Consider the following 13,899-nt stretch of genomic DNA (forward strand, 5'->3'; position numbering starts at 1 on the left):
TTTTCAGGACGGTATCGCAACCGCAGAAAGCGCTTTGGCTTGCGTTTAAACCTAATTGCTGGCTTGCTCAACTACGAACTGGCACACCCTTCATGATTCATGCAGGAGGTCTAATCTTTTAAGAAAAAAACAAATGGGGAAAAGGTAAAATTTTATTTACCCTTTCCCTAAAGGATTTCTTACCGGCACGAACTTATTTAAGCAGTTGTAAAGTAGAAATTAACCCATCCGGGTATTTCTCAAGCGCCTTTTGTTTGGCAACCTTGTGATCTACATCCAGAAAATACTCACCGCTATCTGCCTCAATCGCGATAAACCAGTCAGGATAATCCTTCATCAATTGGGGACTAACTTGTTCAAAAATTGCGCGACAACGCTTAATAAAAGTGGGAATACCGGCGGGTGCTTTTCCAGTCATTGGTTGCCCGGTTCCGAAGAAAACGCGGGATTCCTTCTTAACCAAAGACTCAATTACATCGGCATCGGTTGGCAATGCTGCTGTAAGAACTTCGCTGCCTGATTGGGTGACTAGAACATCATCTTCTATGCGAATCCCGCGCACATCTTCAAAGTGAGAGAGGCGATCCCAATTCACCACATCCTGATATTTTGCTCGGAAATTGGGGTCATTTAAAATTGCCGGAACTTGATAGAATCCTGGTTCAATGGTGACTAACATTCCAGCGCGTAAGGGGCGATCGAGCCGCAGGTAAGCTAAACCAAAGCGATCGCTCCGAGTTCTCCCCTCTTCATACCCCGCCAAATCCCCCAAATCTTCCATATCGTGGACATCCAAACCCACTAAATGACCGATTCCGTGAGGGAAAAACAAGGCATGAGCATCCATTTCTACCAAATCTTCCGCACTGCCCCGCAGAATGCCTAAATCCACCAACCCTTGGGCGATCGCAGTCGCTGCCAATAGATGAATCTCCCGATACTCCACATCCGGGCGGATTTTGGCAATACAAGCATCGTGAGCCGCCAAAACCAAATTATAGATGTCTCTTTGGGTAGAAGAAAACTTCCCCGATACAGGCCAAGTGCGCGTGACATCTGCTGCCCAGCCCATCGATGTTTCAGCGCCCACATCCGCCAGCAGTAAGTCTCCCGATTGCAGGGGGTGCCAATACTGCTGATTGTGGAGAACCTCCCCGTGAACCGTGACGATACTGGGGTAAGCGCAGCTCATATTCTGTGAGATGATGACACTCTCCATTGCCGCACGCACACCTGCCTCCAACTTGGCACTGGATGTGGCAGCCATTCCCGCTAAGTGAGCTTCCACGGTGACAGATGCAGCTTGTCGTAATTCTACCAAAGCACCTGCATCGTGGCTGAGTCGCAAAAATATAATGGCTCGTGCTAACTCCCCATCAATTCCCTGAGATGCATTTGCAGATGCGATCGCTCGTTGCATTATCTGAGCTTGTTGCTGTCCAGTCGCGGCATCCTGCACGGAGATAGTCGCAGCATCGGCTGAGCGTAACGCCAATTCTGCCATCGAAAATGCCGCATCCGCGCCAATCGCCTGGGCAATTTCCTCACGTTTCGGCATTTCTCCATGCCAGAGGGCACTGGCAGGAGACTCATCATCCATAAACAATTCTAATTTCCCAGCTTCGAGTCGGATCGCCGTATTTTCCAGAGGTACCCCCGCAAAATAGAGGAAATGACTGCTGGCGCGAAATGGGAAAGTATTGGCTGGATAATTTCGGGAACTACTACGCCCAGACCAGAGAATAACTGGAAAATCAATTAACTCGGCAAGTCGTTGCCGCCGGTGAAGCAGAGTAGCGGCAAACGTGCGATTTCTCTGAAGTTGCATCATAGCGAGTAGCGGCAGTTTATGGCTTTTCCCTTTTGTATTTAAGTTTAACCTGAGCTAAAAAGCCATTACCCATTGGCTATAGACCGCCTCAAGATAATTGAGGGCGTATCCCGTAATGCCGATAGCGCCAATAATCATGCAGGATTTTGCCGTGATCGAAGCATAAATCCGTGGGAATTCGCCAAGATTCAAAAATACCAACCGCCTTGGCATCATCAGCAGCTTGAGGTTCGCCCGTTGCCGTTGCGATAAACACAACGCTCATCGTGTGACTTCGCGGATCGCGGCTGGGATCGGAATATACCTGGAATTGTTCAATTAACTCCACCTGTAAGCTAATTTCTTCCTGCGCTTCACGCCGCGCCGCCGCTTCTGCTTTCTCCCCGTAATCAATAAACCCACCCGGAATTGCCCAACCATAAGGTGGATTTTGGCGTTCAATTAATACAATCGGTCGATGCGGTCGATCGATCAGTTCAATAATGATATCGACAGTCGGAGCAGGGTTTCGGTAAGTCATTCTGAATATATTGCCCCCCAATGAGCGGGATCGAGGGAAAAAAGGCTGAATTTATTCTGCCGCGATCGCTGTCATTTATGACGGTTGAATTACCGAATGCAACCCGCCCTAGGAGTGAGTGTCAAACTTCTGCGTACCGTGATAATGTCAAATCGTTTGCATCCTCTCCATCAGGTTATTTATGCCGTTTCCTAGATCTAGTGGCATTTTGCTACACCCCACTTGTTTTCCTAGCCGGTTTGGCATCGGCGATCTCGGTTTAGAAGCTTATCGCTTTATTGATTTTTTGGTGGAGAGTTCCCAGCAATTTTGGCAGGTTTTGCCATTAGGACCAACCGGCTATGGCAATTCTCCCTATATGTGCTATTCAGCATTGGCGGGAAATCCCTTACTGATTAGTCCTGAGAAGCTGCGCGACGAGGGGTTACTTACCGAGGATGATTTTTCTGGATTGCCAGAATTTTCCCTAGACAGGGTGGATTTTGAGCGGGCGATCCAGACCAAAATGCCTTTGCTCGCTAAAGCCTGCGAAAACTTTAAAAACCAGGCATCAACCTTACAGCAAAAGGAATTTGCAAGTTTTTGCAAGGCGGCTCATTGGCTTGATGACTATGCCTTATTTATGGCGATCCGGGAAGCTCAGGGACACGCTAGTTGGTATAACTGGGAACCGGAAATTGCTAAACGCCAACCGGAAGCCTTAGAACAGTGGCGGCAGCGGCTGAATGATGAGATTTATTACCACAAATACTTGCAGTTTGAGTTTTTCCGGCAATGGACTCAACTGAAAAGCTATGCCAACTTGGGCAGTATTGAGATTATTGGCGATATTCCAATTTATGTGGCTCACGATAGTGCCGATGTCTGGTCGCATCCAGATATCTTTTGCTTGGACGAACAGACGGGGGAACCGGCGCTGATGGCTGGAGTTCCACCGGACTACTTCAGCGCCACAGGCCAGTTGTGGGGCAATCCAGTCTATAACTGGGAAAAGTTGCAGCAGCAAAACTTTAAGTGGTGGATACAGCGCTTTGAATCTTTGTTAGATTACATTGACATTATTCGGATTGACCACTTCCGAGGGTTCCAAGCCTACTGGGCAGTTAAGCAGGGCGAAACGACTGCTATGAATGGGGAGTGGATTGAGGCTCCTGGAGAAGCTTTCTTTAAGCTACTGAACGATAAATTAGGCAAGCTTCCTATCCTGGCAGAGGATTTGGGCGTGATTACCCCAGAGGTAGAGGCGCTGCGAGATAAGTTTGAATTTCCGGGGATGAAGATTTTACAGTTTGCCTTTGGTTCGGATTCTGGCAACGGCTTTTTGCCTTTTAACTATCCGCGCAACTGTGTGGTTTACACCGGCACCCATGATAATGACACCACGGTAGGCTGGTTCTATCAACTTTCAGACTATGAAAGGGAGAATCTCCTGCGTTATGTGGGTTGCATCAGTTCCGACGGCATCCACTGGGATGCGATCCGGCTGGCGATGGCTTCGGTGGCAAATCAGGCAATTATTCCTTTTCAGGATCTTTTGGGATTGGGGGGCGATGCCCGAATGAATTTTCCCGGTAAAGCAGAGGGAAATTGGGAGTGGCGGTATCGACCTGAAGCCGTGAACCAAGAGATCGGCTATCGTCTCAAAACTCTAACTGAAACTTTCGGTCGCGCCCCAATTAAGAATCAGGACTGAGGGGTGAGGGCTGAGGACTGAGGACTGAGGACTGAGGACTGAGGGATCGGGGTCGAGAGGTGAGGACTGAGGGGTGAGGGCTTGGGCGATCGCTTGCGTCACTGGTGTATATCGCGTGTCTTTGAAGAAAAACGCGATCGCGTCTCGACCCTCACAGTTCTCAGCACTCATTAAGACCCAGGAGGATTAGCGGCAAAGGTTACTTCTCGAACTTTACCGGGGGCACCCAGTTTCTTTGCCTTTTCATCATTAAAAGCGACTAGGATACCACCCGCATTACCAGCTTTTACAATCAGTGTCTCCTCTGCAACCCAGATGCGCTGAGTGCCTTGGGGGAGCGTTCCCTCAAACTGCGTCTTGCCATCCACCACTACCCGAATCCATGATGGGGTTTTGACGGTTACGCCAACCCGTACCGGCTTACCCGTTTGACTGGTATTGCTGCTGAATACTGCTGGGGTAAACGGCCCTAGTTTTTCTTGCAAGTCTGTATTGGCTGCATTAGCTTTGGCGAGAGACTCTCTAGGCGATCGCTCTTGAGTCCCGCCCTTTCCTACTTCTAAAGCCGGACGATTCACCACGTAAGACAGACCGTTCACTGCACCAATCACCAGAAACACATAGATCAAGTAAAGGTGAATCGGTCGCAGCTGAGCTGATGGCAAATAATACCGCCAAGTCGGCTTAATGAGCTGGAAAATCGGCCCACTGGGAAAAGTGTCAGAATACTCTACCCCATCTAATCCCAGTGCATCAGCATACCGCTTGATAAAGCCTTGAATATAGACGGGTTCAGGCAAGATTTCGCGCCTACCTTCCTCAATTGCCTTGAGCAGACGAACTTGAATCCTGGTTTTGTCGCCAACTTCCTCTAGGGACAGAGATTGTTCCTCACGCACCTGGCGGAGGCGAGACCCCAGTTCTTTTAGCTTCTCAATTTGTTGCTGTTGAAGATGAAGTGGATTCTCCTTCATACACGGCGCTCCTTGATGTCTGCTGGCACTTCTATTGATGTTAGATTGACTTGGTTTTGTAGAAAACTGATTTCAAAATCTTCAAGAAAACGATAAGTACCAGGGAACATAGGCTCCCCTGTTCGTTTTAAACAAATGGGACCAATCGCGGCACGGTGTAGATGAATGACGGGATAGCCCAGTTGCTCGGCAATGCGTCGAATTTGTCGGTTTCTCCCTTCTGTAAGAATCACTTCCAAGCAGGTTTGAGAACCCCGCACATCCAAAACGCGAACTTGAGCAGGCAATGTCTTTTTCCCTGACAGTAGAATACCCTGACGCCAGGATTTTAGTACCTCTTCTGGGGGATGACCCTGAATCCAAACTTGGTAAGTTTTAGGAAGATGATATCGAGGATGGGTCAAGCGTAGCGTCATTTCACCGTCATTTGTGACCAATAACGCGCCGGTGGATTCGGCATCTAGGCGTCCAACTGGATGCAATCCCTGACCTTCTCGGAGTGCAGGAGGCAGTAAATCAAGAATCGTGCGGCGCTTTTGAGGATCGCGGCACGTAGAAACTACCCCAGCAGGTTTGTAAAGCAAGATATAGAGCATTTGAGGACGATGAGCTGGGAGTACAAGTTTGCCATCAACTTCAATCCGGTCTTGTTCTGGATTTGCTGTTTGCCCCAGATGCACAACAGTACCATTGACCCGCACGCGCCCTGCTTCAATCATTTTTTCAGCTTGGCGGCGGGAGGCAATACCCCATTGGGAAAGAATTTTTTGTAGCCTTTCGGCCATAGGCGAAATCGAGCGACGAATGAATAAAGGGTTAGGGCTTAGCTTGTTGAGGCAGTGCCTCGGCTAGACTATTAGGGATTTTTGATCTTAGATTTAGGATTTTGAAGGAATCGCCAGTCTAAAACCCAAAATTGACCTCTAATTAGACTATGTACAAATATTACAGGAAGAAAGCCATTGACATCTAAGCAAGGGAGCAGGATTATCAGCACAACATTATCACCAGCGTTGCGGCTGTGGTTGCGATCGCAAGTTTCGCAAGTTGAAAACCTCCAGCTTAAAATTTCCGGAGGCGATCGCCAAATCCTTACAGGTTATATCCCTCAAGTTTTTATTGCCGCCAACCATGCAGTGTATCAAGGACTGCATCTGTCACGCATTCAGTTAACCGGAGAAAACATTCGCATCAACCTGGGTCAAGTTCTTAGAGGTAAACCTTTACGCCTTCTCGAACCCATCCCCGTTTCCGGTGAGCTAATACTAGAGGAGACAGACCTTAAGGCATCTCTCCAGGCACCCTTATTCGCCACTGCTTTAACTGATTTACTGGGGACACTACTCCAAGCAGTTCCAACGCACCCAGATGACATCTTAAAAGACCAGCAAATCAGTTGGCAACAGATTACCATCGATCCGGAAAGTTTGAAACTCAGCGGCACTTTAACAGACCCATCGGGTAAAGCCACACCTCTAGTGCTGCGGACAGGTCTAAAGTTAGCTAGCCCTCACGAACTGCTTCTAGAGTCCCCCTGTATCGAGACGCACAAGGAACTGCTCCGAGGTAATTTGGATGAATTCAAGATAGATTTAGGCCCAGAAGTAGATATTCAGGAATTAACTGTGATTCTGGGTCAGTTAGTTTGTCGCGGACGGATTAATGTCATTCCAGCCGAATAAAAATAGGACTTAGGAGTTAGGACTGAGGGCTGAGGACTGAGGAGTTAGGACGGAGGGTTGGCTAGGACTGAGGTACACAAAAGAGGCAGATAAAAGAGATTTTCACCATTAAGCTTTGCTTACTAATTGCCCCAATCGTGTAGAAAGACTTTTCTAGCGGGGTAATAAAGGTAACAAGAGCGTGACGAAATAATACACCAGGGGAGCGGTAAACACGTAACTATCAGCCCGATCTAAAATGCCGCCGTGACCCGGAATCAGTTGCCCTGAGTCCTTTACCCCAGCATCTCGCTTCATCATCGACTCCGTTAAGTCTCCCAGCAAGCTCGCAATCCCAACCAGCAGCCCTAAAGCCAAGCCACTGAACTGCCAACTGGGCCAATTCAGATACCAAGCTCCAGCAATTGCCACTACCACACTGCCGAGAACCCCAAATACAGCTCCTTCGACAGTCTTTTTGGGGCTAATCTCAGAAAGGCGCGTGCGACCAAAGAATTTACCAAAGATGTAAGCACCGATATCAGCAGCCCAAATACAGAGGAAGGCCAAAAGCGTTGCCGTCAAACCTTGGGGCAAAGTGCTAAGTTCGTGCCAGGAAGCGGGCAAATAGCCATTCAATGGCTCTGCAATCGCGATCGCAGGAGCGAGTCCGACGCGCAGGCGCACCCAGTAGCTGGGCAGATAGCCGCCGTAGAACAACCCCAATATAGAGGCGGAAATATCGGCAATTGTGGCAAGCTTGGGCTGAAACAGAAGATAGAAACAAATCAACGTTCCTGCCAGGGGAAACATGGCATCTGTCAAGGCTGGTGCCAGAGACGCTGTGATTAACAGAACTTGGCTCACTACCAGAGTAGTTTTGCCCGCGGGTGCCATGCCCTTGGCTCGCGCCATCTGAAAATACTCTAACTGACCGAGATAGACGATGATGCACAGACCAACTGTAAAGAACCATCCTCCAAAAAAGAGCATAAGGAGGGCGACAGCGATCGCGACGATTCCACTAAAAATACGAGACCAAGGCATAAGATGCGCTCTTGAGACCGCAACAACGAAGTTAATCTAGTCTTAATAAGATTAAGAATTACTTTTGCACACTTTAACCGATCTAAAACAGATTTAGGCAATTGCTGCCGTTAATTTAGAATAAAGCCAACGCTTTTTTTCAGCATCCTGCTCATTTCTCCTGACACCGTTCGTCAATCCCGACAAAAAATAAATTTCTTGATGGTACGCATCTTAACGGGAATTTTTGTGTTCTCAATCGTCAAGAATGCTGCTCTAGCCTTTAGGATTAAGATTTTCAATCCAGTTTCTCGCCACTCAAGATAAAAATTGGATTGACTGCGGCAAAGATCTGATGGGTGCCTCGCGTTTCCAAACGATTGACGGCAGATTGAACCACCTCGATATTTCGAGCTTGTAATTCGGCGAAGCCTTCGGAAACGGCATAGAGACTTTCTAGATTAGCCGCCGTTGCAACCACCCTACCTTGCGGTTCTAAGTATTGCCAAACGACCTTGAGAATATCCTTGATGGGTTGTCCGCCTTCGATGCAAACCCGATGGGGGGGAACGGGTAAGTCTTTTAGGCACTCTGGGGCGCTTCCTTCAACGACTTCGACATTACGAACCCCAAAGCGATCGCAGTTACGACGAATCAAACTTGCCACTTCCTCATCGCGTTCTACGGCAATAATTCGACCTTTCGGACATAATAAGCCGGTTTCTACGGGGATCGTGCCGGTTCCCGCGCCAATATCCCACAACACAGAATCGGGTTTGAGTCTCAGTAAGGAAATCAACAGCAACCGCACCTCGCGCTTGCTGAGGGGAATACCGGGCAACCGCTCGAAGAGGTCATCTGGGATACCAGGAGTTACGTAGGGCCACATAGAAAGTTTTAAGTTTTGAGTAGTAGAGACGCGATCGCTCGCGTCTGAAGTTTTGAGTACTAGAGACGCGATCGCTCGCGTCTAAGTTTTGAGTTTAAGCCTGTCTCCAATTAGCGAACAACCTTTAACGTTTTGAGGGTCGGATCGCTACAACCCGTAATACTTCCACCCAAGGCGAGAATCTGTTGCAGGTAATCCAAGGCGGAGGGAGCGATCGCTTCCCCTGGCATCAACACGGGAATTCCGGGTGGATAGGGACAAATAAGTTCGGCACTGATGCGTTCTACAGTCTTTTCCAGCGGCAACGTTTGGGTTTGGGAAAAAAATGCTTGACGGGGAGAGATGGAAGGATGAAGCACGAAGGATGAAGGATGAATCTGGAGAAATTCAGCTTTCCACCGGGTGAAGACATCCAGGTATGGGGCTATTGATGTGGTGGGCGATCGCTCTTGCACTAAAATTCGGAGTGCCGATACCATCTGCACAATATCAGATGAAGTGTTTCCCAAACTGATGATAAAAGTCAAACTGTGCAGCGATGGTAACTCAGCCGTAACGCCTAGCTGTTGATGGAGAATTTCATCCGCTTCAAACCCCGTCCAACCTAAGTCAGAAACCTTAACACTCAGCCGCGTTTTGTCAAGGGCAACAAAACCCGGTGTTTTGGCAGTTTTTAACACAGATAAACCGGGAATTTGACTAATTTGGGTAATCGCTTCCTCAGCTAACTGTAAGGTTTTCGCCATTAGCGCTTCCCCGTGCAATGCCATTTGCTGACGCGCTGCATCCAGCGAAGCCAGCAACAAATAGCTGGGGCTGGTAGATTGTACCAGTTGTAAAGCTTTGCTCAAGCGATCGCAATTAACTCGATTGCCTTGGACGTGCAGCATTGATGCCTGGGTGAGTGCCCCCAGTACCTTGTGGGTGGATTGTACCGTTAAGTCGGCTCCAGCGGCGAGGGCAGAAGTGGGCAAATCTGGATGAAAGGCAAAATGGGCACCGTGGGCTTCGTCTACGAGCAAAGGGATACCGTGTTGATGAGCAATTTGCGCGATCGCTCTGATATCCCCGCAAACGCCATAGTAAGTCGGGTAAACCATCATCACCGCCTTGGTGTCCGGATGCTGTTGCAGGGCATCTGCTACCGCCGATGGGGTGATACTGTGGGCAATATTTAGCTCTAGGTCGTATTCTGGATTCACAAAAATCGGAATCGCACCCGAAAGGATTAAGCCGTGGATTGCCGAGGAATGGATATTCCGAGGCAGAATAATTTTGTCTCCCTCGCTACAAGTGGCTAAAATTGCCGCCATTAATCCACAAGTCGAACCATTGACCAAAAACCAAGTGCGTTCTGCCCCAAACGCTGCCGCTGCCAGTTCCTGGGCTTCTTGGATCACGCCTTGTGGGGCAAACAAGTTATCTAACTCCGGTAATTCTGGTAAATCTGCTGGAAACACAGCGCTTCCGAGCAAATCGGCTAACCGTTGGGAAATTCCTTGCCCCCGCTTGTGTCCGGGCGTGTAAAAGGGTGCATGATGCTTCTTGGCGCACGCTTGAAGGGCGTCCACTAATGGGGTAGTTGTTTGAGACCCTGGGATAAAATCCATGCTGGAAATTTTTCTAAAATCGGTGATATCCGGAAGGTAAGCGGGGGAGAAAATCCGAGCGCTTTTTGCCTTTGCCGGTTTAGGATAGATCGTTTCTGCCCAACAATTTCGTAGGGGCAGTTCAACTTGCATCGAAAAGCGATCGCAGACGAGTTAATGCGTTCTCAATACCTGCTACAGTAATGAGTTTGGATGCGGTTGGATGAATCTTCAAGTGTAAGTGTCACGGAATGTCGTTATTCCGGGGGATGTCATTGTTATGCGTTCTTACCTATTTTGATAGGGTTAAATTGTTCAATGCGATCGCCATGATTAATCCCAGTCCTAATCCTATCCCCCAACCAACCATCCCCAGCCCGATCCCCGGCTCGGAGCCGAATCCGATTCCTGGATCGCCGCCAGAAGTACCAGAACCCGTACCGGGACCTGTACCAGAACCCATTCCCTCACCTGTGCCAGAGCCAGTGCCAGCCCCCGTTCCCCAGCCGATTCCCTCACCTGTGCCAGAGCCAGTGCCAGCGCCCATTCCCCAGCCGGTTCCAGGTCCGATTCCTCAACCGATTCCTGAACCTATCTAATTGATTCTACCCAGTTTTACCTCTTGAACTAAGATGCTTAGAGCCGGAATTGTCGGACTTCCCAACGTCGGAAAATCTACCTTATTTAACGCCTTGGTTGCCAATGCCAAGGCTGAAGCTGCCAATTTCCCTTTTTGCACCATCGAACCCAATGTTGGTGTCGTGTCGGTGCCAGATGAACGGTTAAACGCCCTGGCTAATATTTCCAGTTCGGCGCAAATTATCCCGACACGGGTTGAGTTTGTGGATATTGCTGGTTTAGTGAAAGGTGCTAGTCAGGGGGAAGGACTGGGTAATCAATTTTTGTCCCACATTCGAGAAGTTGATGCCATTGTTCATGTAGTGCGATGTTTCGAGAATGATGACATTATCCACGTTGCCGGATCTGTTGATCCAGCGCGAGATATTGACATTATTAATTTGGAGCTGGCTTTAGCAGATTTATCTCAAGTAGAGCGACGTATTGAGCGCACTCGCAAAGCTGCCCGTACCAGCAAAGAAGGACAGATTGAACTCGCTGCGCTAGAAAAATTGAGCGCTTTATTAAATGAGGGCAAACCAGCGCGGCGGGCTAATTTAAATGAAGAAGAAGCTGAAGCGCTCAAGGGATTAGGATTGCTCACAGGTAAACCAATTATTTATGCTGCCAACGTCTCTGAGGATGATTTGGCAACCGGCAATAAATATGTAGAACAAGTGCGGGAAATTGCGATCCAAGAAAATGCCCAAGTCGTCATTGTTTCTGCCCAAGTGGAAGCAGAACTAGTCGAATTGCCAGAAGAAGATAAAGCTGAATTTCTGGGTTCACTTGGAGTGGAAGAAGGCGGATTAAAATCTCTGATTCGCGCCACTTACGAACTTTTAGGCTTGCGTACCTACTTTACAACTGGTCCAAAAGAAACTCGCGCTTGGACAATTCACGCCGGAATGACAGCACCCCAAGCAGCAGGAGTTATTCACTCTGATTTTGAACGTGGTTTTATTCGGGCGGAGACAGTCGCCTACCAAGATTTAGTAACAACTGGCTCCATGAATGCTGCCAAGGAAAAAGGCTTAGTCCGCAGTGAAGGGAAGGAATATATTGTCAAGGAAGGCGATGTAATGCTGTTCCGGTTTAATGTGTAGGTTAGCATTATCAACTCCATTATCGATAAGTGGCTGGACGCATTTTAGCCCCCTCTCTGATTTTGTGTAGGAATGTCGTTTTATCTCGTTTCTAAAAACCCGGTTTCTTATAGAAATCGGGTTTTTCAGTATTTGTACTGAAATCGCAAAAGCAGCTAGTGCGATAGACTTTGATGAAGTTTGCTGCCAGCTTAGTGATGCAAGGATGGTGAGAAATGTTGGGATGGATCTTTGGAGGTTTTATTAAAAAATTAGAACGTGCTTCTAAAGACGTTTCGCAGGATTTTGTGAAATCGGCAGGGAAACAAATTGGTGAATTATTTGATGAAAAACTATATCCCTTAGCTGACAAGCTTGATTATATAGCTCAAAACCGAATCAACCAAGCAAAAAATGAAATGGAGGAATTAGAAACTAAGACGGTAGGTGATATTGAGTCTTTAATTAACCAGGCTGATGAGCAAGTAAAGAAGGCTTTAGAAAACATTAATCAAGTGCGGGAAGTAGCGCTTAGAGATGTAAGAGAAACTATCGGAATAACTGACACCTATTTAGAAAATAGAATTAATCAAATTTCTTTAGTGGTAATGGAAGCCTTGCAGTTAGGTAGTCAATTCACTCCCGAAGAAATTAATAACAAGTTAATCGCACCAATGTTGGTAGAGGTTAATTTGCTAGAAGAAAAACTATTTAAAGATGCTAATCAGCTTGTAGATAAAATAGACGAAGCGATAGATGGAAAGCTTGAACAGATTCGGAATGAGTTAAAGAAACATTTAGCTCATGCATTGCCGAATCCTTTTGATAAATGTAGACAGAGGCTCAAAATCGGATTGAAGCCTGGTGCTAGGCTGTCGGACATTGAGCTTTATGAACTAAGCGAATGCTATGAATTGAGCAAGTTGAATGAGAAAAGTTCTATTGACGAGGTACTGAAGATTTATGGACAACTTCAACACAATGCAGCGATGATGGCTGCTTTAGTCAAAAAAGCTCCAGAGTTGAAAAGGATAGCTATTCAAGATTGGCTTAAATATGGCGTACTTTGTGAGTTTTGGCGTGGAACAATCAAGACTTATGATTCTACCGAACCTCTTTTGCTAAAGCCTGAGAAGTCGCAGCGATTCTTGACAGATAAAGAGGATACATAAAGTAAGAAAGAGGTTTTTTATGAATAAAGCTGGTGCTGGTGACTGGAAAACGCCGCTTGGTTACTACGAAAGAGCGATCGCAGAACTAGAACGAACACGCGAACAGTTTCATGCAGAAATACAGATATTAAAAGAGCTTCAGGCGTCTCAGGAAAATCTGAAAAAAGAACTTCAGGCTGCTCAAACAGAAATAAAAGTTTGTAAGACAGAAATTAAAACTCTGAAAGATGAGCTTCAAGCTATTAAAGCAGAGCCTCTTGTGACAAAAGCAGAACTTCAGGCTACCAATGAACGCTTGGAGAATGCAGTAAAACAAGCCGAAAAAATAGCTGAATATGCTCACAAAGAATCTAAAAATGCTCAAGACACCGTTAAGGCGGCTTTTGTGGAAATTAAATCTCTTAAAGCTGGAATTGAAAATGGTTCAATTGTTGTTCAGAAAGCCTTAATGTTACAAGGTAAAGATGACAACCATTGGATGAGATTTTGCAAACTTGATAGCATAAATCATCATTGTTTCCAGGTATGGAAAGTTGATGATAAGACATGGCATAATGATATTCGAGTCAAGGCTGCAACATTTTTACGAGCCAGAGATGACAAGCATTGGATGGGATGTCATCGAGTTGATAGTCGAAACAATGATGTTTTTGATATCTGGAAAGACCAAAGATGGCACTCCACTAGCCGAGTGCAGGTAGCGACTCGGTTGAGGTAAAGGCTGAGTCAACAGAGCGATCGCAATTAAATCCTCTTCTGAGCGTCCTTAGCATTTTGGCAGTTCAAAATTTAATCTTGCTGATGAGCAAGTTGATAAGCACCGACGAAGGAAAGGGTGTCG

At 47.2% G+C, this 13,899-nt stretch carries 13 protein-coding genes and 2 pseudogenes; 7 read left to right on the forward strand and 8 right to left on the reverse strand.

Going from position 1 to position 13,899, the window contains the following annotated elements; genetic code table 11:
- Positions 1-96: pseudogene (locus NDI44_RS15085) on the forward strand (IS5/IS1182 family transposase); the annotation flags it as partial.
- A gap of 361 nt (positions 97-457) precedes the next feature.
- On the opposite strand, the pseudogene NDI44_RS15090 reads toward NDI44_RS15085, so the two are convergent.
- Together NDI44_RS15090 and NDI44_RS15095 are read right to left on the reverse strand one after the other, a co-directional pair.
- A pseudogene (locus NDI44_RS15090) lies at positions 458-1,831 on the reverse strand (aminopeptidase P family protein); the annotation flags it as partial.
- An 88-nt stretch (positions 1,832-1,919) separates the two neighbouring features.
- A complete protein-coding gene (locus tag NDI44_RS15095; protein ID WP_190411757.1) occupies positions 1,920-2,351 on the reverse strand; it encodes an NUDIX hydrolase in 432 nt (143 codons plus the stop codon).
- 181 nt (positions 2,352-2,532) lie between these two features.
- On the opposite strand from NDI44_RS15095, the gene malQ reads away from it, so the two are divergent.
- Entirely contained in the window at positions 2,533-4,044 is a 1,512-nt protein-coding gene (gene malQ, locus NDI44_RS15100) for a 4-alpha-glucanotransferase (protein WP_190411758.1), read from the forward strand.
- On the opposite strand, the gene NDI44_RS15105 is transcribed toward malQ, so the two are convergent.
- Genes NDI44_RS15105 through NDI44_RS15115 form a run of 3 tightly spaced genes read right to left on the reverse strand, consistent with a single transcriptional unit; the run spans position 4,000 to position 5,803 of the window.
- Positions 4,000-4,215 (reverse strand): hypothetical protein, encoded by a 216-nt coding sequence (locus tag NDI44_RS15105; RefSeq protein WP_190411759.1) that lies wholly within the window; start codon positions 4,213-4,215, stop codon positions 4,000-4,002. The genes malQ and NDI44_RS15105 overlap by 45 nt on opposite strands.
- Positions 4,215-5,018, reverse strand: a complete 804-nt coding sequence (locus NDI44_RS15110) for a RodZ domain-containing protein (RefSeq protein WP_190411760.1) — start codon at positions 5,016-5,018, stop codon at positions 4,215-4,217. The genes NDI44_RS15105 and NDI44_RS15110 overlap by 1 nt, the downstream gene beginning before the upstream one ends.
- Positions 5,015-5,803: a pseudouridine synthase gene (locus tag NDI44_RS15115; protein WP_190411761.1), complete on the reverse strand. Its 789-nt coding sequence runs from the start codon at positions 5,801-5,803 to the stop codon at positions 5,015-5,017. The genes NDI44_RS15110 and NDI44_RS15115 overlap by 4 nt, the downstream gene beginning before the upstream one ends.
- Before the next feature lie 177 nt (positions 5,804-5,980).
- On the opposite strand from NDI44_RS15115, the gene NDI44_RS15120 reads away from it, so the two are divergent.
- Positions 5,981-6,700: a DUF2993 domain-containing protein gene (locus NDI44_RS15120; protein WP_190411762.1), complete on the forward strand. Its 720-nt coding sequence runs from the start codon at positions 5,981-5,983 to the stop codon at positions 6,698-6,700.
- A 153-nt stretch (positions 6,701-6,853) separates the two neighbouring features.
- On the opposite strand, the gene NDI44_RS15125 is transcribed toward NDI44_RS15120, so the two are convergent.
- The 3 genes from NDI44_RS15125 to NDI44_RS15135 all read right to left on the reverse strand — a co-directional run bounded on the left by NDI44_RS15125 (position 6,854) and on the right by NDI44_RS15135 (position 10,204).
- Complete coding sequence (locus NDI44_RS15125) at positions 6,854-7,726, reverse strand: phosphatidate cytidylyltransferase (protein ID WP_190411763.1); 873 nt, start codon at positions 7,724-7,726, stop codon at positions 6,854-6,856.
- Positions 7,727-8,003: 277 nt separating this feature from the next.
- Positions 8,004-8,594, reverse strand: a complete 591-nt coding sequence (gene cbiT / locus NDI44_RS15130; protein ID WP_190411764.1) for a precorrin-6Y C5,15-methyltransferase subunit CbiT — start codon at positions 8,592-8,594, stop codon at positions 8,004-8,006.
- A gap of 110 nt (positions 8,595-8,704) precedes the next feature.
- Positions 8,705-10,204: an aminotransferase class I/II-fold pyridoxal phosphate-dependent enzyme gene (locus tag NDI44_RS15135; RefSeq protein WP_190411936.1), complete on the reverse strand. Its 1,500-nt coding sequence runs from the start codon at positions 10,202-10,204 to the stop codon at positions 8,705-8,707.
- 230 nt (positions 10,205-10,434) lie between these two features.
- Here NDI44_RS15135 and NDI44_RS15140 point away from each other — a divergent pair, with 230 nt between their 5' ends.
- From NDI44_RS15140 to NDI44_RS15155, 4 genes are all read left to right on the forward strand, one after another.
- Positions 10,435-10,782 (forward strand): hypothetical protein, encoded by a 348-nt coding sequence (locus tag NDI44_RS15140; RefSeq protein WP_242037016.1) that lies wholly within the window; start codon positions 10,435-10,437, stop codon positions 10,780-10,782.
- A gap of 33 nt (positions 10,783-10,815) precedes the next feature.
- Complete coding sequence (gene ychF, locus NDI44_RS15145) at positions 10,816-11,907, forward strand: redox-regulated ATPase YchF (RefSeq protein WP_190411765.1); 1,092 nt, start codon at positions 10,816-10,818, stop codon at positions 11,905-11,907.
- A gap of 215 nt (positions 11,908-12,122) precedes the next feature.
- On the forward strand, positions 12,123-13,058 hold the full coding sequence (locus NDI44_RS15150; protein ID WP_190411766.1) for a hypothetical protein: 936 nt from the start codon (positions 12,123-12,125) through the stop codon (positions 13,056-13,058).
- 19 nt (positions 13,059-13,077) lie between these two features.
- Positions 13,078-13,776 (forward strand): hypothetical protein, encoded by a 699-nt coding sequence (locus NDI44_RS15155; protein WP_190411767.1) that lies wholly within the window; start codon positions 13,078-13,080, stop codon positions 13,774-13,776.
- Positions 13,777-13,899 lie beyond the last annotated feature (123 nt).

This window comes from Trichocoleus sp. DQ-A3 (assembly GCF_039961975.1).
Classification (GTDB): Bacteria; Cyanobacteriota; Cyanobacteriia; order Cyanobacteriales; family FACHB-T130; genus FACHB-T130.

Excerpts from the sequence above, each read along its gene's own strand:
- NDI44_RS15095 (WP_190411757.1), bottom strand. The coding sequence starts at position 2,351 with ATGACTTACCGAAACCCTGCTCCGACTGTCGATATCATTATTGAACTG.
- malQ (WP_190411758.1), top strand. The coding sequence starts at position 2,533 with ATGCCGTTTCCTAGATCTAGTGGCATTTTGCTACACCCCACTTGTTTT.
- NDI44_RS15105 (WP_190411759.1), bottom strand. The coding sequence starts at position 4,215 with ATGAGTGCTGAGAACTGTGAGGGTCGAGACGCGATCGCGTTTTTCTTC.
- NDI44_RS15110 (WP_190411760.1), bottom strand. The coding sequence starts at position 5,018 with ATGAAGGAGAATCCACTTCATCTTCAACAGCAACAAATTGAGAAGCTA.
- NDI44_RS15115 (WP_190411761.1), bottom strand. The coding sequence starts at position 5,803 with ATGGCCGAAAGGCTACAAAAAATTCTTTCCCAATGGGGTATTGCCTCC.
- NDI44_RS15125 (WP_190411763.1), bottom strand. The coding sequence starts at position 7,726 with ATGCCTTGGTCTCGTATTTTTAGTGGAATCGTCGCGATCGCTGTCGCC.
- cbiT (WP_190411764.1), bottom strand. The coding sequence starts at position 8,594 with ATGTGGCCCTACGTAACTCCTGGTATCCCAGATGACCTCTTCGAGCGG.
- NDI44_RS15135 (WP_190411936.1), bottom strand. The coding sequence starts at position 10,204 with ATGGATTTTATCCCAGGGTCTCAAACAACTACCCCATTAGTGGACGCC.
- NDI44_RS15140 (WP_242037016.1), top strand. The coding sequence starts at position 10,435 with ATGTCGTTATTCCGGGGGATGTCATTGTTATGCGTTCTTACCTATTTT.
- ychF (WP_190411765.1), top strand. The coding sequence starts at position 10,816 with ATGCTTAGAGCCGGAATTGTCGGACTTCCCAACGTCGGAAAATCTACC.
- NDI44_RS15150 (WP_190411766.1), top strand. The coding sequence starts at position 12,123 with ATGTTGGGATGGATCTTTGGAGGTTTTATTAAAAAATTAGAACGTGCT.
- NDI44_RS15155 (WP_190411767.1), top strand. The coding sequence starts at position 13,078 with ATGAATAAAGCTGGTGCTGGTGACTGGAAAACGCCGCTTGGTTACTAC.